The 17,836-nt window shown below is 36.8% G+C and carries 20 protein-coding genes and 1 other RNA gene; 3 read left to right on the forward strand and 18 right to left on the reverse strand.

Going from position 1 to position 17,836, the window contains the following annotated elements:
• Positions 1–139 precede the first annotated feature (139 nt).
• The 4 genes from AC3FI7_RS04895 to AC3FI7_RS04910 form a co-directional block, all read right to left on the reverse strand.
• Positions 140–529 (reverse strand): hypothetical protein, encoded by a 390-nt coding sequence (locus AC3FI7_RS04895; RefSeq protein WP_491461566.1) that lies wholly within the window; start codon positions 527–529, stop codon positions 140–142.
• 106 nt (positions 530–635) lie between these two features.
• A complete protein-coding gene (locus AC3FI7_RS04900; RefSeq protein ID WP_291897076.1) occupies positions 636–1,028 on the reverse strand; it encodes a hypothetical protein in 393 nt (130 codons plus the stop codon).
• Positions 1,028–1,978: a glycosyltransferase family 2 protein gene (locus AC3FI7_RS04905; protein WP_343658557.1), complete on the reverse strand. Its 951-nt coding sequence runs from the start codon at positions 1,976–1,978 to the stop codon at positions 1,028–1,030. The genes AC3FI7_RS04900 and AC3FI7_RS04905 overlap by 1 nt, the downstream gene beginning before the upstream one ends.
• A gap of 16 nt (positions 1,979–1,994) precedes the next feature.
• On the reverse strand, positions 1,995–2,597 hold the full coding sequence (locus AC3FI7_RS04910) for a DUF4199 domain-containing protein (protein WP_343658558.1): 603 nt from the start codon (positions 2,595–2,597) through the stop codon (positions 1,995–1,997).
• A gap of 131 nt (positions 2,598–2,728) precedes the next feature.
• Between AC3FI7_RS04910 and ffs the strand changes: the two genes are divergently transcribed.
• Positions 2,729–2,826: signal recognition particle sRNA small type (gene ffs / locus AC3FI7_RS04915), an RNA gene on the forward strand.
• 118 nt (positions 2,827–2,944) lie between these two features.
• Here ffs and AC3FI7_RS04920 read toward each other — a convergent pair.
• The 7 genes from AC3FI7_RS04920 to gyrA form a co-directional block, all read right to left on the reverse strand.
• Entirely contained in the window at positions 2,945–3,631 is a 687-nt protein-coding gene (locus AC3FI7_RS04920) for a metal-dependent hydrolase (protein WP_142722944.1), read from the reverse strand.
• Positions 3,632–3,700: 69 nt separating this feature from the next.
• A complete protein-coding gene (locus AC3FI7_RS04925; RefSeq protein ID WP_142722943.1) occupies positions 3,701–3,988 on the reverse strand; it encodes a hypothetical protein in 288 nt (95 codons plus the stop codon).
• A gap of 2 nt (positions 3,989–3,990) precedes the next feature.
• A complete protein-coding gene (locus AC3FI7_RS04930) occupies positions 3,991–4,437 on the reverse strand; it encodes an SRPBCC family protein (RefSeq protein WP_142722942.1) in 447 nt (148 codons plus the stop codon).
• Between the two features lie 17 nt (positions 4,438–4,454).
• Positions 4,455–5,384 (reverse strand): 1,4-dihydroxy-2-naphthoate octaprenyltransferase, encoded by a 930-nt coding sequence (gene menA, locus AC3FI7_RS04935; protein WP_491461567.1) that lies wholly within the window; start codon positions 5,382–5,384, stop codon positions 4,455–4,457.
• Between the two features lie 98 nt (positions 5,385–5,482).
• Positions 5,483–6,319: a 1,4-dihydroxy-2-naphthoyl-CoA synthase gene (locus AC3FI7_RS04940; RefSeq protein WP_142722940.1), complete on the reverse strand. Its 837-nt coding sequence runs from the start codon at positions 6,317–6,319 to the stop codon at positions 5,483–5,485.
• Positions 6,320–6,645: 326 nt separating this feature from the next.
• Positions 6,646–7,680, reverse strand: a complete 1,035-nt coding sequence (locus tag AC3FI7_RS04945) for a tetratricopeptide repeat protein (protein WP_142722939.1) — start codon at positions 7,678–7,680, stop codon at positions 6,646–6,648.
• Between the two features lie 29 nt (positions 7,681–7,709).
• Positions 7,710–10,301, reverse strand: a complete 2,592-nt coding sequence (gene gyrA, locus AC3FI7_RS04950; RefSeq protein WP_142722938.1) for a DNA gyrase subunit A — start codon at positions 10,299–10,301, stop codon at positions 7,710–7,712.
• A gap of 149 nt (positions 10,302–10,450) precedes the next feature.
• Between gyrA and AC3FI7_RS04955 the strand changes: the two genes are divergently transcribed.
• Positions 10,451–10,765: a DUF4286 family protein gene (locus AC3FI7_RS04955; RefSeq protein WP_491461568.1), complete on the forward strand. Its 315-nt coding sequence runs from the start codon at positions 10,451–10,453 to the stop codon at positions 10,763–10,765.
• A gap of 375 nt (positions 10,766–11,140) precedes the next feature.
• Here AC3FI7_RS04955 and AC3FI7_RS04960 read toward each other — a convergent pair whose 3' ends face one another.
• The 3 genes from AC3FI7_RS04960 to AC3FI7_RS04970 form a co-directional block, all read right to left on the reverse strand.
• Entirely contained in the window at positions 11,141–11,320 is a 180-nt protein-coding gene (locus AC3FI7_RS04960; protein WP_142722936.1) for a quinol oxidase subunit 4, read from the reverse strand.
• A gap of 186 nt (positions 11,321–11,506) precedes the next feature.
• Positions 11,507–11,998 carry a GNAT family N-acetyltransferase gene (locus AC3FI7_RS04965; protein ID WP_142722935.1) on the reverse strand — a complete coding sequence of 164 codons (492 nt, stop codon included), beginning with the start codon at positions 11,996–11,998 and terminating at the stop codon, positions 11,507–11,509.
• 5 nt (positions 11,999–12,003) lie between these two features.
• Positions 12,004–12,516 (reverse strand): DUF421 domain-containing protein, encoded by a 513-nt coding sequence (locus AC3FI7_RS04970; RefSeq protein WP_142722934.1) that lies wholly within the window; start codon positions 12,514–12,516, stop codon positions 12,004–12,006.
• 112 nt (positions 12,517–12,628) lie between these two features.
• On the opposite strand from AC3FI7_RS04970, the gene AC3FI7_RS04975 reads away from it, so the two are divergent.
• Positions 12,629–13,174, forward strand: a complete 546-nt coding sequence (locus AC3FI7_RS04975) for a hypothetical protein (RefSeq protein WP_491461569.1) — start codon at positions 12,629–12,631, stop codon at positions 13,172–13,174.
• Between the two features lie 31 nt (positions 13,175–13,205).
• Here the strand turns inward: AC3FI7_RS04975 and AC3FI7_RS04980 are convergent, their stop codons facing one another.
• The 4 genes from AC3FI7_RS04980 to uvrA all read right to left on the reverse strand — a co-directional run bounded on the left by AC3FI7_RS04980 (position 13,206) and on the right by uvrA (position 17,577).
• Positions 13,206–13,340: a bacteriocin-like protein gene (locus AC3FI7_RS04980; protein ID WP_077417018.1), complete on the reverse strand. Its 135-nt coding sequence runs from the start codon at positions 13,338–13,340 to the stop codon at positions 13,206–13,208.
• Between the two features lie 114 nt (positions 13,341–13,454).
• The gene (locus AC3FI7_RS04985; RefSeq protein WP_142722932.1) at positions 13,455–13,859 is read right to left on the reverse strand and encodes a hypothetical protein; all 405 of its coding nucleotides are present in this window, start codon (positions 13,857–13,859) and stop codon (positions 13,455–13,457) included.
• A 278-nt stretch (positions 13,860–14,137) separates the two neighbouring features.
• Positions 14,138–14,737: a hypothetical protein gene (locus tag AC3FI7_RS04990; RefSeq protein WP_491461570.1), complete on the reverse strand. Its 600-nt coding sequence runs from the start codon at positions 14,735–14,737 to the stop codon at positions 14,138–14,140.
• Positions 14,738–14,745: 8 nt separating this feature from the next.
• A complete protein-coding gene (uvrA, locus tag AC3FI7_RS04995) occupies positions 14,746–17,577 on the reverse strand; it encodes an excinuclease ABC subunit UvrA (RefSeq protein ID WP_491461571.1) in 2,832 nt (943 codons plus the stop codon).
• Between the last annotated feature and the right edge of the window lie 259 nt (positions 17,578–17,836).

Here is a 17,836-nt window from a genome sequence, read left to right on the forward strand (position 1 = left end):
ATCTCTGAAAGGTTTTATGCCTATTACCAGACCTTCAATAATTACTCCGAACAAAAATAGGATTAAAATTTCTAAAAATCTTTGTCTTTTGACAATAAAATACCTGATAATTTTCAATTCTATACTTCTTTGGAAAAGATCATTGTTCCTCCTCCTTTTTCTTTACTTTTTTATAAAACCAGGTTTTAGGACTTCCCGCCATTGAAAATAAGAGCAGAGCATCTTTACTTATATGGGAAATTTTCATTGGAGTTACCTTTTCATCATCATTATATTTCATTTTCAACAGGTTCTTTTTTATCTTGTAAGTACCACTATTCCCCATAGAACTGAAAGTACCGTTCCGATAAAAAGTCAGAATTCCTGTTCCATATATGGAATTGTCTGTTTGGGATTTCAACGTATCTGTCCGATTGATCTCTCCATCATAAATGTCAATAAATTCCCAGGAACCGGAAAGTTTATGGGTTGAGCATGAAGCCGTAAAAAACAGAAGGGAATAAAAAATAATGGGTTTAAGTCTTAACATTTAGGTTAAAAGGTTTGTATAAAAATACAAAAAGCACTCTGCAAAACAGAGTGCTTTTATATGTCATATTAAATCATAATAGTTAATTACCTATAAGCTTATCCTGTTAGCCATTTTCAACAGAAGCCGTATAAATTATAAAAAACAGAAGCACTGCAACTATAATCACTCCGATAATCAAAGGCTTCCATATCGCTTTTTTAGGATATTTTTCTTCGTCCGGAAAATACTTCGGCATAAAATAATAGGAAAGCAAACTTCCCCCTCCAAGGCCGCATATATAAGCAAGCGAACTTTTAGGTTCTTCAGGAATATTGACAATAACTCCTGTGACAATGGTTAATAGAACAGATATTGCCAGCACTGTATAAGCTTCTTTCTTTTTGTTCACCTCTATTAAATTCTGGTATAACAACACCCCTCCGAAAAGAGTGGAAAGAAAAATAGAAAATCCTAAAATGGCTTTTTTAGAATAAATTTTCGGCAGCTTTTCTTCCATTATATCACTTCATCAATATTATAATTCTTGTGCTCACGGTTGGTTCTGATAATCATTTCTCCTAAGAATCCTGCGATAAAAAGCAGTGTTCCCATGATCATCATTGTTAAGGCAATATAGAACCATGGATTATTGGTAATTAAATGTCCATAGATTCCTCTGGCAACATCAATCAGTTTAGAAATCCCTAGCCAAAGGGCTGAAAGGAAACCGACAATAAACATTAAAGTTCCTACTGCTCCAAAGAAATGCATTGGCCTTCCCCCGAAACGACTTACAAACCAAAGGGTTATCAAATCCAGAAATCCTCTGATAAATCTTTCTGTTCCGAATTTCGAAGTTCCGTAAGGTCTTGCCTGGTGCTGTACCTCTTTTTCAGTAATTCTTCTGAAACCTGCATTGGCAGCCAGTACCGGAATATAGCGGTGCATATCTCCATATACATCAACCGATTTTACAACCTGTCTTTTATAGGCTTTCAAACCACAGTTGAAGTCATGCAGATAAACTCCTGACACTTTTCTTGCTGCAGCATTGAATAGTTTTGACGGAATATTTTTCGTCATGACATTGTCAAAACGCTTCTTTTTCCAGCCGGAAACGATATCATAATTATCATTGATCACCATATTGTACAGCTCCGGAATTTCTTCAGGGAAATCCTGTAAATCAGCATCCATGGTAATTACCACATCTCCGTTTGTTCTTTCAAAGGCAGCATGAAGTGCCTGGGATTTTCCATAATTTCTGGAAAATTTAATCGCGTGGATCTGAGGATACTGTACTTTCATATTCTCAATAATACTCCACGACAAATCCGTACTTCCATCGTCTACAAACCAGATCTCATAAGATAAATTGCTGGTTGTGCATACTTTATCAATTCTTGAAAAAAGCTCTTCCAGAGAGTCTTCTTCGTTCAGTAACGGAATAACTATAGATAAATTCATTTAATTTTAATAAAAATTAGGCTTGATTGGTTTCTTCGGGCTGAAGCATTGTTCTTGTTCTGAAAAACGCTCCGAAAAACACCGACAAAACTACGTAAAATATAAGAATTGCTGCAAAATATCCTGAAAAATGACTTGCGGTAAGCATATCTTTTCCTTTAACAGCCTCAGGAGTGAAGCTTTGTAATCTTTCTTTGTATTTCTGATCCAGCTCATCAATATCTTTCTGGTGCTTCAGAATTTTTCTTGCAGAAGTATATTCTGTATCGAGTTCTGATTTCTGCCTTTGAACATATTGATAGTTCAACAGACTTTTGGCAGCAGGATCTACGAAGTTCAGAAAAGCATAAATACTGAAAATGGAAAGAATTCCCCCGATAAACATTGGAACGAATGCTCTTTTAAAAGCTTCTTTGAATTTGACTACTCTATGGTTATTCCAGTATGATTTCACAGACCAGAAAGCAGCCCCTGCATATAGAACAGGCAAAACAAAAGCATTGGCTTTCAAAGAGATATCAAAATAATTGATCCCTGAAAAAAAAGTGTACACTACAAAAAAAACGATCATTGTAGTGATAAAAAGTATAATTCCTAGTGTTGATGGACTTTTCGTCATATTTAAATTTTTAGAAAAAAGTTGAAAAATTTTCCCTCTAAATGTCAGGCGTTTAGCTTTACTACTGCATTTTTTCGACTATTTTTCTCTAATAAAGTTTTGAAGTTTATAAAATATTCCTACCTTTGCAACGGCAAGTCCTAAACAACCAGCTCCTGAGAATCCTCCAGGGTGGGAACGCAGCAAAGGTAATCGGTCGTAGCGGTGTGATTTAGGTAGCTTGCCATTTTTTTTTTGGTTTAAAGTAAGAAGAGAGGTAATTTGATAATTATCTTTTTTTGTTTTTAATACCTTACGCATCATTTTCATTTTTCTAATTTTCAGATTACCTCCTGTTCCGTTATGGATTAAAATTCGAACGTCTCTCCTAATTTTGGTAAAACAAGTTCTACATTTTTATCTGCAAAATGCTTTAATGCACTTTCATGATTGATTTCAATAGCAGGGAAAGTATCAAAGTGACATCCGATTACTTTTGGTGTTTTTAACAGCTCTGCTGCTGCAAAAGAAGCTTTTCTCGGGCACATTGTGTAGTGACTTCCGATGGGAAGGATAGAAAGATCGATGTTTCCGTATAATCTCGGGAACAGCTCCATATCCGCCATTACTCCTGTATCACCAGCCAAATAGATATTCTTACCTTCAGGCAATCTGAAGATATACCCCACAGGAACGCCTCCATAGCTTCCATCCGGAAAAGAACTTGTATGGTGAGCAGGAACCATGGAAATTTTAAGATCGTCGATTTTTGCCGATCCTCCGAGGTTTACATCATCTGTATTTTTAGCCTGCTTGAAATATCCGCATACTTCAGGAACTCCGATGATTGTAGCTTCAGGATAATGCTGTAATACTTCTCCTACATCAGCAATATGGTCACCGTGTGCATGAGTCAACAGGATGTAGTCGATTTTTTGGGCAGCAATATCAAAACCTGATTCTGCTTTTTTGTAGTTGTAAAAAGGGTCACTTAGAATTGTTTTGTCCTTATAGGTGAACAGAAAGCAATTTTGCCCTAAGAATTGTATTTTCATTTTAAATTTAGTTTTAAATTTTTGAATAAATAGGATTCTTCACACCTGGTGAAGAAATATATTTTTAGTTTAAGAACATCCCATTGGTGGCTTTAAGAAAAACTCATACAACAACAGACATGTTGGTATTATGATTAAAATCTGCATAACCAATACAGGTTTCATTGGTTTTAATTTTCCAATTAACAGATAAAATGCTAAAACAGCATTAGAAATAATAATCAATGTAATAAAGGCAGGAATAAAATCAATTTCAAAAATTGATGTACCTTCCCTTAATTCTTCAATCAAATAATAAATAAGCAATAAAGCTAAAATAATGGATAAACACGAAGTTATTTTTAAAGCAGTCTTCATATCTATTTCTGTGGAAATTTATCCTCAATCAGATTGAGCTTGATCCTGTGTTCCAGATAGGCCTTACATCCGTCTAAAACCGTTGTAAAACCACCTGTATTGTCATTGATTACTTTCAGCAGGTCTTCACCTGTCTGACTGAATCCGTAGCTTTTGATGACAACAAGAGTACCGTTCTCCATCGTTTTGAATTCATAGTCTACGTTTACTGAAGGCTCTCCCCATTCTGTTCTGATCAGCTGGTTCGGAATAATCTGGTGAACTTTCACTGCATTTTTTACTCCGTACATTTCCCATTCCCAGATTACCGTCTTTCCTTCTTCTAACTTTCCGGTAGATTTGGTGAACCAGAAATTAGTGGTCACTTCCGGATTGACAAATGCTTCAAAAACATTTTCAACCGGTTTTCTGATAAGCATTTGAGCTTCAACGTATGCATTAGAACTCATGGTATAATATTTTGGATTTAGTGAAATAAATTAAGTCCGGCTGCTGTAAGGATTGCCATTACAAAAGTCATGATACCTACCTGCTTCAGATATTGGTCCAATTCTTTTGGTTCTTTTACGGATAAAATCTTTCTTCTGAGTTTTGATAACGGAAACAACAGGATCATGACAATGAAAACATAGTAGTTTTGCTCCTGCATAAATCCATTTACTCCTAAAAACATAAGAATCAGTAATAATGGAAGCTGTAACAGCACCATTTCATAAATCATCGCGTTTTTAAATCCGATTCTCAACGCAAAACTGTTTTTCCCTGACAGCCTATCACTTTCAATATCTCTCATATTGTTAAGGTTAAGAACGGCCATACTCATCATTCCAACAGCTGTTCCAGGCAATAACATATCCCAGCTGAAAGTTTTTGTAAAGAGAAAATAACTTCCGCATACTGAAACAAGCCCAAAGAAAATGAATACGAAAACATCACCCAACCCCATATATCCGTAAGGTTTTTTACCGACCGTATACCCAATCGCTGCGAGAATACTTGCTACTCCTAATCCAATGAAGATATAGAATTCATTCATATAATTCGGAATGAAAGCCACATACAACAAGGCAATCGTAGCCACAAAAGATAATACAGCAAAAAGGATGACTGCAATTTTCATCTGTTTTGCCGTAATTTTTCCGGATGCAACGGCTCTCGCTTCTGCTTCATTGATTCTTTTGGCATCGGTTCCTTTTACTCCGTCACCATAATCATTGGCATAATTTGATAAAATCTGGTATAAAAGTGTTACCAAAAGAGCAAGGGCAAGAATCTTCCAGTCCCAGATTCCTCCCTCTCTGTAAAGTCTCCATTTTGCGATAAACGCTCCCATTATAATTCCGCTTAAAGAAAGCGGTAAAGTTCTTAGCCTTGCGGCTTTTATCCAATCAGTCATATTATTTTTTTGTATTCATGTAAAATGTATTCATGTAAAATGATAAAAACGATACTTATATCATTAATACTTTTTACATGAATACATTTATACAATATTTACGATATCCATTGATCTTCTCCGAAGTTAGGCTTCCTTTTTTCAAGGAAAGCATTTCTTCCTTCCTGAGCTTCTTCTGTCATATAGGCCAGACGGGTTGCTTCTCCTGCAAAAACCTGCTGACCAACCATTCCATCGTCTGTAAGGTTCATAGCAAACTTCAGCATTCTGATAGACGTTGGTGATTTTGCAAGGATTTCCTGGGCCCATTCGTAAGCCGTATCTTCAAGGTCCGCATGAGGAACTACTTTATTTACCATACCCATTTCAAAAGCTTCCTGAGCGGAATAGTTTCTTCCTAAAAAGAAGATTTCACGGGCTTTTTTCTGTCCTACCATTTTAGCAAGGTAAGCAGATCCGTAACCGCCATCAAAACTTGTCACATCAGCATCAGTTTGTTTGAAAATAGCATGTTCTTCACTGGCTAAAGTCAAATCACATACAACATGAAGTGAATGTCCTCCACCAACTGCCCATCCCGGAACCACTGCAATAACCACCTTTGGCATGAAACGGATCAGACGCTGAACTTCAAGAATGTTTAGGCGATGTCTACCATCTTCACCGACATATCCCTGATGTCCTCTGGCTTTTTGATCTCCTCCACTACAGAAAGCCCAGCCTCCGTCTTTAGGGCTTGGACCTTCTCCTGAAAGCAGTACAACCCCTATTGAAGGATCTTCATAAGCATCATAAAAAGCATCATATAATTCTGAAGTTGTCTTAGGTCTGAAAGCATTACGGACCTCAGGTCTGTTGAAAGCAATTCTTGCTACTCCATTACATTTTTTATAGGTAATATCTTCGTATTCCTTAGCGGTTTTCCACTCGATCATCTTATAAAAATTTTTCTCAAAGATACGGAATTACAGAGAATTTCTGAAGGTGAAATTTAAGGTTCATCTCTATAAAAAACAGAAATTCTGAATGCATGAATTCGGCATGAACAATTTTCAACAGAAACTGCATAGCAGGGAGCATAAAAATTAAACCTAACAGGTTTTAAAAACCTGTTAGGTTTATAAATTTAATTCAAAATCATAACAGGTCTACAATTTACATGAAACATAAAATCCGGATAAGAACCTCAGCACTTTCTGTTTAAAATAAAAAAACCGGAACATTTCTGTTCCGGTTCTTATATCTGTTGTTCTCAAAATGATTATTTTGCTCCAGCAGCTGTAAGTTCAGCTTCTTTAGCTTTCATTTCTTTCACTTTATCCATGTTCTTAGTTACTACATAGATCTCTTTTAAGGCAGAAACAGCATCAAGGCTCTTCGGGTTAGCTTTATACCAACCTTCAGCATATGGTAATGCTTTAGCAAATCTCTCTCTTCTTGCATCAATCAGTTTAGAAGCTTCATCCGGCTTGTCTTTTCTTAATGCATTGATCTCTCCTACTACTTTAGCATCATCACCAATGGTAGTATACACTAAGTTTTGGTATGCATCGGAAAAGTCTGGTTTAAGGTCAATTGCTTTTTTGAATGATTCTATAGCATCATTAACAGTAGCAGGGGTTTTAGCCTGCATTACTCCAAGGTTATACCAGTTTGTAGGGTCATTAGGATTTTTAGCTAACTGCTCTTTTAATCCGGAAACAAATTTATCTGTATTTCCAGACTGAAGATATGCAGTAGTCTGAGCTTCTTTAAGCTTAGCATTGTTTGGGAACTTTGCTAAACCTTTCTCAATAATTGTAAGAGCTTCAGGCTTTTTCGCATTAAGAAGTAAGGAAGCCAGAGTCTCATACAAATCAGGCTCTATACTTTTCGTCTGCTCAGTTTTGAAATCAGTATAGTCTGAATTCTTTTTCATAAGCTCCCAAGTTGCTTTATCAAGATTTACCACCTGTCCTGTTTTCTTTTCTTTTGCAGTGTAGGTAGTTTCTACTCCTGTAAAGCCAGAATTAACAAGGTCTGTATATATTTTGATAGACTGATCACTGTTATTAGCTAACGCATGACTAAGCCCGGCATAATACATATATATTTTGTTATCCTGCCCGTTAGCCTTTAGCAAGTCATAGACTTCTATAAACTTAGGTGCTGCAGCGGCATAATTTTTTGCATTATATGCATCCATAGCAACTTTATTAGCTTCCTGAAGCTGAGCATTCAAAGCGTTGGCATCTTTTTTCTGTCCAAAAACGAAAGCAGATGCTACGATAGCTATTCCTAAAATTAGTTTCTTCATAATAACTATTTTATATTTAATTGTACAATTTATTCTTCAGAATCATTCTCATTTTCCTCTGCCTGATTTTCATTTTCAGATTGAGGTGCCTCATCGTTTTCCTGGTTATCAAATAGCGATCCTATTCCTTCTTCGATCTCTTCAGTTTCTTCAGAATCTTCTTCTACATCTTTATCCATTTCTACTTTTGCAATGGCTGCAATTTCGTCATTTTTCTTAAGATTGATCAGTTTTACTCCCTGAGTATTTCTACCCATTACTCTCATTTCATCCATTCCCATTCTGATCGCAACACCGGATTTGTTGATAATCATCAATCCATCTTCGTCTGTTACGTTTTGAATGGCAATCAGATTTCCTGTTTTTTCGGTAATGTTCAGGGTAATAACTCCTTTTCCTCCTCTGTTGGTAATTCTGTAGTCTTCTACGGCAGTTCTCTTTCCATATCCTTTTTCAGATACCACAAGTACTGTTTCATTCTCAACATCGTTCACAACAATCATACCAATAGCTTCGTCACCATCTTCAAGCAAGATACCTCTTACCCCGATAGATCCTCTACCCACTTCTCTTACTTTCTCTTCAGGGAAACGGATACATTTACCGTTTTTGGTAGCGATCATGATCTGAGAAGTTCCATTGGTCAGGTAAGCTCCTAATAACTGGTCATTATCTCTGATCTCAATAGCATTTACCCCATTTACTCTTGGTCTTGAATAGGCTTCTAATGATGTTTTCTTAATGGTTCCGTTTTTGGTTACCATCACTACGCTCATTTGATTTACGTATTCAGAATCCTTAAGGTTGTTGGTTCTGATATAAGCTTTGATCTTATCATCCGGTTCAATGTTGATAAGGTTTTGTACTGCTCTTCCTTTTGCAGTTTTGGAGCCTTCCGGAATTTCAAATACTCTCAGCCAGTAACATCTTCCTTTTTCTGTGAAGAACAGCATATACTGGTGGTTGGTTGCAGAAACGATATATTCAAGGAAGTCTGAATCCCTTGTTGTGGCTGCTTTATTACCCACACCTCCTCTGCTTTGGATTTTATATTCTGAAAGTGAAGTTCTCTTGATGTATCCTGCGTGAGAAATAGTAAGAACTACAGATTCGTTCGGGATAATATCTTCGATAGACATTTCTCCTCCTGAGTAATCTATTTCAGTTCTTCTTTCGTCTCCGTATTTTTCTTTGATTTCAAGTAGTTCTTCTTTGATGATCTGGAATCTTCTCGGCTCATTGGCTAAGATATCTTCCAAATTCGCGATTTCTTTCATGATCGCATCGTATTCATCACGGATCTTATCAAGCTCCATTCCTGTAAGACGGGCTAATCTAAGATCAAGGATTGCCTGTGCCTGGATATCAGAAAGCTCAAATGCTTCGATCAAGCCTTCTTTTGCAGCCTGAGGATTGGCACTGTGACGGATGATGGAAATTGCTCTGTCTAAAGCATCCTGAGTTCCGATCACCTTCATGAATCCTTCAAGGATATGCGCTCTCTCTTTTGCTTTTTTAAGCTCAAACTGGGTTCTTCTTACGATTACCTCATGTCTGTGCTCTACAAAGTGATGAATGATATCTTTAAGGTTCAGCTGCTCCGGTCTTCCGTGTACCAATGCGATGTTGTTTACACTGAAAGAAGTCTGAAGTGCTGTATATTTATATAATAGGTTCAGAACAACATTCGGGATAGCATCGTTTTTCAATTCGTAAACAACACGAAGTCCTTTTCTATCCGATTCGTCTCTGATCTCGTGGATACCAGGGATTTTTTCGTCTTTAACAAGCTCTGCTGTTCTGGCAATCATTTCAGCTTTGTTCACCTGATAAGGGATCTCAGTAACGATGATAGCGTTTCTGTTTCCGATTTCATCAAAGTTAACTTTAGCTCTTAAAACCACTCTCCCTCTTCCCGTATGGAAAGCGTCTCTTACTCCGTCATATCCATAAATGATACCCCCTGTTGGGAAATCCGGAGCAATGATGTGCTGCATCAACTCATCGATTGTAATTTCTTTGTTATCGATATAAGCGCAGATTGCATCTACAGATTCTGAAAGGTTGTGCGGCGCCATATTGGTTGCCATTCCTACTGCAATACCCGAAGTACCATTTACCAAAAGATTCGGAACTTTAGTCGGCATTACTGTAGGCTCCTGTAAACTGTCGTCAAAGTTATTCTGAAAATCAACCGTTTCTTTGTCCAGGTCTGAAAGAACCTCATCAGAGATTTTTTTCAATCTTGCCTCAGTATAACGCATTGCTGCAGGCGGGTCACCATCCATTGAACCGAAGTTACCCTGCCCGTCTACCTGAGGATAACGTAAGCTCCAGTCCTGGGCCATTCTTACCATAGCATCGTATACAGAGGAATCTCCGTGCGGGTGGTATTTACCCAAAACGTCCCCAACAATTCTCGCAGATTTTAAATATTTTCTATTAGAAAACACCCCTAGTCCATACATACCATACAGTACTCTTCTATGAACGGGTTTCAAGCCGTCTCTTACATCCGGTAACGCTCTTGAAACGATAACCGACATCGAATAATCGATGTAAGACGACTTCATTTCATCAACAATGTTGATAGGAATCAGTCTTTCTCCTTCTTTTTGCATAAACAAATTTTATTGTAATGATATTCAAACTCTTAGCTGCAAGTCTGAAAATTATTTATTTCCAATTTTTATTAACGGGCTAATTTACGAAAAAAAAGCCGATTTTTGCGGTAGAATTTATCCAAAAAATCTTAAAAATTCATAAAAATATGAGCGTATTAAGTATAACTTTCCACTGTACAAAAGATAACCTCTCAGAATGGGAAAATTATATTGATGAAACACTGGTTTTAATGACTGAAAACCTGATAGATGTCAACAAATATATACTTTCTGAGGTACACAGTGACTATATTGAAGAGGGCAAAAATTATAATCTCCTGTTAATTTTTGATAATGATGAACTGCGTGAAGATTTCATTAAAAGCGAGCTTCTGAATATTTCTGAAAGAATAGAGAAAAAGTTCGGACAGGAAGTGATGATTTTTAATACTTTCCTTAATCCGAAAAAATCCAGATTATAAAAAAGAAAAGCACTGAAAAAAATCAGTGCTTTTCTTTTTATCTGTGATGTCCATGACCGCGGCCCCTGTGATGATGGCCACGATCGTCATAAATATACACTTTCTTTACATGACCCGGTGCATAGTACCTTGCACTTCCGCCATAATACCTTTTTGCGTGACCCGGCGGCATTCTTCTGCCATACGGCTCGTGGACTACGCAAGATGACAGCATTAAAAGGACTACGCCTGCCCCAACAATTTTAAACAAACTTTTCATTATTTTCACTTTTTCAATTTCGATAGCGAAATAGATCAATGTTAATGCCAAAAGAAATTGAAATTAAGCTAATGTATGTTAAAACTGACTGTGAATGTTTTTATTTTCTATGTCCATTAATAACCGTTTCTCTTTTTTACCTGTCCCGGAGCATAGTCCTTTGCACTTCCTCCGTATATCTTTTTAGCTTGTCCCGGAGGAAGCCTCTTGGTCTGATATCCGCTATCATAAGCGACACATGATGTCATCATGCATAATATAATAAGAGCTCCTGTAATCTTAACTGCACTTTTCATTATTTCCACTTTTTCAATTTTAATGAATATAACAATGGTAATGCCAAAAGCTCAAAAATTAAAAATTCAAGGTGCAAAATTGGAGTATACAGTCTTTTATGGCCAATGGTCAATTTTGCTTCGCTAGTCAAGAGAGAATTTCGTTATGGAGATCAGTTTGCTTATCAATAAGATCATCAATTAATTCTAGATGATTTCACTCCTTTTTTCCATCAGGATAAGATCTTTCCACTCTCCGTTGAGTTTTCCGATTTTTTTACGGACCCCTACTGTTCTGAAACCGTTTTTCTGGTGAAATCTGATAGAAGTTTCATTTTCGGAGAAGATATTGGTCTGTAATGTCCAGAATCCGTGATCCTCGCTGTCCAAAATCAATTTTTTAAGCAATACGGAACCCAATCCCTTTCCCTGGTATTCATTATCAAAATAAATGCTTACCTCTGCAACTCCTTTATAACATTCTCTTTTGCTGACCGGTTTTAAGGCACACCATCCTACCACTTCATTATTTTCATTTTCCAATACCCAGCGGCAGTCGTTAAAATACCCCATGCTCCAGGCTTCAGCAGTTGGAACTTCTGTTTCAAAAGTGGAAATTCCACCGTCTATTCCCTGGCGGAAAATTTCCAGTACTCTGGCTTCGTCACTGGGAAGCATTTCTCTTAATTCGTAATTCATCGTATTTAATGATATTTTCTTTTGATTTTTCTTTTAATTCTCGAATAATGAGTCTGTTTACTCTTTTCGTCCTGAGAAACGACACTGATATTCCCATCCACTTCCAGTACAGACAGCTTTACATCCTGTATATTTTCTATTCCATGTTCTCTTATGGCCTCTTCCAGTTCACTTTCTGTAATCTTTACCCGGTTCAGGGCTGCCTGGTCTGCGATTCCATCCCTGATAAGAATAACCGGCTCGTCTTCCATAAAAGACTGAAATGAGCGGCTGGAAAACATCAGCCTTTTTAAAATGAAATTGGCAACAAACAGAACCAACGCTGCAACAATACCTCCCTGTAAAGACGTATCCGGACCTACCATTGCATTCTGAACAGCATTTGAAATCAGCAGTAACAGCACTACATCTCCCGCATTAAGCTGGGAAAGTTGATTTTTGCCAAATAGACGGATAGCAATTACCATAAAAAGGTAAACGCACAGGGAACGGACAGCAACGTTAAGAATAGGATCCACAATTTTTTTATCTACTCAAATGTATCATTTTTTGTGATTTGCAAAAAATAATTATGAACAGATTTGGTATAAATTTTGACATTGGGACTTTGAATATACCACAAAAAATTCTATGAAAAATTTATTTCTTTGTTTAGGAATCTTTCTATTCTTTGTATCCTGTAAAAAAGATGAGAAGCAATCTATTCTATCTTCGGATGCGGCTATCCATGAAAAGGTAAAGGAACTTTACACGATATACGGCAGGTCTAATGAGGTCATTTATAATCACCCGATTTCAGGTGAATTATTTTCCCCGAACTTGAAAAGAGATTTGGAAGACGCCATCAATGCGTCAAAAGCAGATATTGAAAGGGTGAAAAAAAGTGATCATCCTGATGAAAAACCATTGATCTTTGAAGGCGCTCTTTTTTCCAGTTTGTATGAGGGATTTACAAGTTATAAAATTACCTCTGTCAAGATAAAAGATAACACTGCAGAAGCGTTGGTTGCATTTGAATACAGCTTAGCTTCGCCGAAAGTTGTATGGACGGATACTGTATGCCTTGTTCTTACAGAAAAAGGGTGGAAAGTAGATAATGTTACTTTTGATAAAATAGGAAATTCTAAAGACCTTAAAACAAGATTAACAGCATTTGTTCAAAGTACAAAGCAATAGAAAAGCCGCTTATAAAAAGCGGCTTTGTTTTTTACGGGCATTGAACAATTGGCACATCGCTGCAAATTACTTTATTTGCCCATTCGCAAAACGTACAGTATTTTTTAGGCTCTCCTCCGTACACTGACTTCAAATCTGATTTTGTCAGCTTTTTTAAATTTTTCATATAGTTTTAATTTTATGGTAGCCCAAAATTAAAACGTATCTGTTTATTCTTTATTACAACTTAATCTGATAAGTTTTCATTATTCACATATAATTGAATAATATGCAATCAATATTATCTGCTGTGAATCTCTACTGTTACGGGCATCACATAAGTATAAGCAACCATATTATCAGTCAGTTTTTTGCGGTCAACTCTATAATCAAGATCGCTTAATACCGTTTCAATTTCCCTGCTCACGGTTTTGCAGTCTCCCGTAGAATGAACATTAACAATTTTTCCGTTTTTTGCAATATCAAATTTCACCACTGAATTTACAGTTCCCTGTTTATAATCCGGATTGGTAAGGTCAAAGTTAGCTTCCAGTTTATTTCTGATATCATTAAAAGTTTCACTTCTATTCAGTTGGATTTCCTGAATGGTATTATGATCTGTAGTCTGAGCTTTAGCAGTATCCATAACAGCAGCAAATCCGCAGACCAAAAGTGAAGCAACGCATACTTGAATTTTATTTTTCATAACTAACTGATTTTAAATATTATACTAACCTGTTTTTGTATCTCTTAATCAAAGTTATTAAAAATAATTCATATTAATTTCACATTGAGTTAACATTTAGTTAACATTAAAGCTCAATTAATTGATTATCAGTATTATAAATTTTTAAATAATTGAAAATTTAATATTGGAGGTAACTTTCAGCGTAAATAATTGTGTTTTTAGAATACTAATTTCAAAAAGTTAGATAAAAAAAAGAATCTGCTCACGCAGATTCTTTTCGTTATACTTTGATCACCTTATAATCCTTTAATTATTCTTAGGGTTTCAAGCTCATCAATAATAAATTGAGCATCACTTTCTGAAATATATTTATTTTCATAAAGCCAGTGAATCCTTGCAATCTGTGTATGAACAGGAATCAGATTGTCAACTCTGTAATACTCTTTCAGATAATACTCTTTTCTGCACTCCTTAATTTCAGCAATAAAGGCATCCACTTCTTCCCTTTCTTTTTTAGAATAGGAAAAATTAATCGGTTTTGCAGCGGCCAGACTCTTAGAACTTACTGTTTTGAATTCACTGTTACACAAGCCGGCTACAATAAGAGACGGAAACAGAGCAATCACAAAAACAATCATTCCTGATGACGTAGAGAGCTTATAAGTTTGGTTGATCACAATCGTAAGCAATATGGAATTGAATACGACCGATACAGTGATTGCCAAAAGCACCCAATCTTTTGTTTTTCTAAAGACAGTCTCATCGTCATAAATATCTGCAAAATGAACTTTATATTCATGCAACTCTTTGGTAAAATCATTTTTTACAAAGACTCCATCTTCTTTGATTTCAAAATAACTTGCATTTCTTCCGTTCTTTTGCGCCAGCGTTTTCATATGAATCTTTATTCCAGTTCTCTTTTCAAGAACTTTCCGGTCAAACTTTTCTTCGATTTTACTATTTCTTCAGGAGTTCCCTGTGCTACAATCTGTCCGCCATGTTTTCCTCCTTCCGGCCCAACGTCAATAATATGGTCTGCCAATTTGATCACATCCATATTATGTTCGATGATAATGAATGAGTTTCCGAGCTCCACCAGCTGATTAATGGCATCCATCAGGATTTTTACATCTTCAAAATGAAGTCCTGTGGTGGGTTCATCAAGGATATAAAGGGTATTTCCGGTCTGTCTTTTTGCCAGTTCGGTTGCCAACTTGATACGCTGTGCTTCACCACCTGAAAGGGTTGTCGACTGCTGTCCCAGGGTAATATATCCTAATCCGACATCCTGCAATGTTTTCACTTTGGAAAAAATCTTAGGAATCGGCTGGAAGAAATCTACCGCTTCATCAATGGTCATATCCAATACGTCAGAAATTGATTTTCCTTTGTAACGAACTTCCAGGGTTTCTCTGTTGAAGCGTTTCCCGTTACAGGTTTCACAATGAACATATACATCCGGAAGGAAATTCATTTCAATCACTTTCAATCCTCCACCCTGACAGGTTTCGCATCTTCCGCCTTTCACGTTGAAAGAGAATCTTCCCGGTTTATATCCACGGATTTTACTTTCCGGCAGCTCTGCAAACAGGTTTCTGATATCGGTAAACATTCCGGTATAGGTTGCGGGGTTCGAGCGTGGAGTTCTCCCGATTGGAGTCTGGTCTACATCTACAATTTTATCAATATTATCTAACCCTTCAATTTTTTTGTAAGGCAAAGGCTCCTGAACTGCTCTGTAGAAGTGTTTGTTAAGGATCGGATATAATGTTCCGTTAATCAAAGAAGATTTTCCGCTTCCTGAAATCCCTGTTACTACCACCAGCTTTCCAAGAGGAATATCTAAGGTTACGTTTTTAAGATTATTTCCTGTTGCACCTTTTAAAACAATATTTTTACCGCTTCCTGCTCTTCTTTCTGCAGGAATTTCAATTTTTCTTTTTCCATTGATGTATTGAGCAGTGATGGTATCAGCTTTCACCAGATCTTTCGGTTTCCCCTGCCAAAGGATCTCTCCACCGAATTTTCCGGCTTTAGGACCGATATCCAGGACCTCATCAGCTTCCAGGATCATGTCTTTATCATGCTCCACCACCAATACAGAGTTTCCGATATCTCTAAGATTTTTCAGAGAATTTATCAGCCTTTCATTATCTCTCTGGTGAAGTCCGATGCTTGGTTCATCGAGGATATACAATACATTCACCAATTGAGACCCGATCTGTGTTGCCAGACGGATTCTCTGCGATTCTCCTCCTGAAAGTGTTTTTGAACTTCTGCTCAGACTTAAATAATCCAAGCCAACATCCAGCAAAAACTGAAGTCTGGTTTCAATCTCTTTTAAGATCTCATGAGCAATGATTTTATTTTTTTCTGAGAATTTGTCTTTAACATCAGCCAGCCACTCTTTTAAATCTGCTAAGCTTAGTCCGTTCACCTCAGCAATATTCTTTCCGTCAATTTTAAAACTTAAGCTTGAAGGCTGAAGACGGGTTCCATGACATTCCGGACAGGTTTCTTCTGTGGTAAAATGTCTCTCTAATAAAATGGCTTCGTAAGATTCTCTTTCATCAATAATTTCTTCCATGAAAGCAATTAAACCATCAAAACTGATTTTAATTTTTTTGGTAATTCCTGCGTATTTCAGGTCTTTATTGAATTCTTTGTGACAGCCATTGTAGATATAATCCAGTGCTTCTTCAGGAATCTCCTTTAATGGTGTTGTTAATCCTAATCCGAAGATCTCAAGAATACTTTTAATCTGCGACAGAATCCATTTGTTAGACTTGATATCTTCCAATGGTAATAATCCTCCCTGGTTAATAGACAGTTTAGGATTGTCTATGAAATAATCAGTATTGATCTTTTTGATGGTTCCCAGCCCTTTACAGTTCGGACAGCTTCCTTTCGGTGAATTGAATGAGAAAGTATTCGGTTCCGGCAGCGCCAAAGAATGTCCGGTTTCAGCATCCATCAGATTTTTGGAAAAGTATTCGATATCTGTACTCCCCAGCTTCTGAATTCCGATAATTCCTTCCCCCATTTCCATTGCCGTACGCAATGATTTTTCCATTCTGCTTTCTGAGGCATTTTCTCCAATAATCCAACGGTCGATAACAATATCGATGTCATGGGTTTTATAACGGTCAAGTTTTAAGTCATATTCAATATCCTGTAACTCACCATCGATTCTGGCCTGACCATAACCTTTTTTAGCCATCTGAACGAAAAGCTCATGATAATGCCCTTTTCTGGAACGCACTACAGGCGCCAAAAGCATGATTTTCTCTTTTTTATAGTTTTCTTTGATGGTCTCAAGAATCTGGTCTTCGGTATAACTTACCAGCTTTTGCCCTGTAGACAAAGAATATGCATCCGAAACTCTGGCATACAGAAGACGCAGAAAGTCGTAAAGCTCAGTAACCGTTCCAACGGTGGAACGCGGGTTTTTATTGGTCGTTTTCTGCTCAATGGCAATCACCGGAGAAAGCCCTTCAATTTTATCTACATCAGGACGTTCCAATCCACCTAAAAACTGACGTGCATAGGCAGAGAACGTTTCAATATAGCGACGCTGGCCTTCTGCAAAAATAGTATCGAAAGCCAGTGACGATTTCCCACTTCCTGAAAGGCCTGTAATCACGACAAGCTCGTTACGTGGAATTTTTACATTAATATTTTTAAGGTTGTGTTCACGTGCCCCGTAAACTTCTATATATTCTGTTGATTTACTCATAATTTGGGGTGATTTTGCCTGAAAATCACAACGTGCAAAAATACGAAATTTTATAGACTTTTTTTGAATATTAAAGGGATAAAAGTTTCTTAAAAAATTCTTAGGTTTTGTTAATACTTTGAGCGGTCAATGATTGAATTTTTACGGATTAATTTCGTATGTCCAGGCTAATGCCATTGGAAAATCTCATTTATTCAAAACAGGCTGGAGCCAGTTCCCATTGATACAATTAAAAATGCCGTAACGGGTACGGCATTTT

The sequence above is a fragment of the Chryseobacterium sp. TQ-BC-N36 genome, from assembly GCF_058382295.1.

Coding starts and splice junctions, on each gene's coding strand:
- AC3FI7_RS04895 (WP_491461566.1), bottom strand. CDS start 529: ATGTTAAGACTTAAACCCATTATTTTTTATTCCCTTCTGTTTTTTACG.
- AC3FI7_RS04900 (WP_291897076.1), bottom strand. CDS start 1,028: ATGGAAGAAAAGCTGCCGAAAATTTATTCTAAAAAAGCCATTTTAGGA.
- AC3FI7_RS04905 (WP_343658557.1), bottom strand. CDS start 1,978: ATGAATTTATCTATAGTTATTCCGTTACTGAACGAAGAAGACTCTCTG.
- AC3FI7_RS04910 (WP_343658558.1), bottom strand. CDS start 2,597: ATGACGAAAAGTCCATCAACACTAGGAATTATACTTTTTATCACTACA.
- AC3FI7_RS04920 (WP_142722944.1), bottom strand. CDS start 3,631: ATGAAAATACAATTCTTAGGGCAAAATTGCTTTCTGTTCACCTATAAG.
- AC3FI7_RS04925 (WP_142722943.1), bottom strand. CDS start 3,988: ATGAAGACTGCTTTAAAAATAACTTCGTGTTTATCCATTATTTTAGCT.
- AC3FI7_RS04930 (WP_142722942.1), bottom strand. CDS start 4,437: ATGAGTTCTAATGCATACGTTGAAGCTCAAATGCTTATCAGAAAACCG.
- menA (WP_491461567.1), bottom strand. CDS start 5,384: ATGACTGATTGGATAAAAGCCGCAAGGCTAAGAACTTTACCGCTTTCT.
- AC3FI7_RS04940 (WP_142722940.1), bottom strand. CDS start 6,319: ATGATCGAGTGGAAAACCGCTAAGGAATACGAAGATATTACCTATAAA.
- AC3FI7_RS04945 (WP_142722939.1), bottom strand. CDS start 7,680: ATGAAGAAACTAATTTTAGGAATAGCTATCGTAGCATCTGCTTTCGTT.
- gyrA (WP_142722938.1), bottom strand. CDS start 10,301: ATGCAAAAAGAAGGAGAAAGACTGATTCCTATCAACATTGTTGATGAA.
- AC3FI7_RS04955 (WP_491461568.1), top strand. CDS start 10,451: ATGAGCGTATTAAGTATAACTTTCCACTGTACAAAAGATAACCTCTCA.
- AC3FI7_RS04960 (WP_142722936.1), bottom strand. CDS start 11,320: ATGAAAAGTGCAGTTAAGATTACAGGAGCTCTTATTATATTATGCATG.
- AC3FI7_RS04965 (WP_142722935.1), bottom strand. CDS start 11,998: ATGAATTACGAATTAAGAGAAATGCTTCCCAGTGACGAAGCCAGAGTA.
- AC3FI7_RS04975 (WP_491461569.1), top strand. CDS start 12,629: ATGAAAAATTTATTTCTTTGTTTAGGAATCTTTCTATTCTTTGTATCC.
- AC3FI7_RS04980 (WP_077417018.1), bottom strand. CDS start 13,340: ATGAAAAATTTAAAAAAGCTGACAAAATCAGATTTGAAGTCAGTGTAC.
- AC3FI7_RS04985 (WP_142722932.1), bottom strand. CDS start 13,859: ATGAAAAATAAAATTCAAGTATGCGTTGCTTCACTTTTGGTCTGCGGA.
- AC3FI7_RS04990 (WP_491461570.1), bottom strand. CDS start 14,737: ATGAAAACGCTGGCGCAAAAGAACGGAAGAAATGCAAGTTATTTTGAA.
- uvrA (WP_491461571.1), bottom strand. CDS start 17,577: ATGAGTAAATCAACAGAATATATAGAAGTTTACGGGGCACGTGAACAC.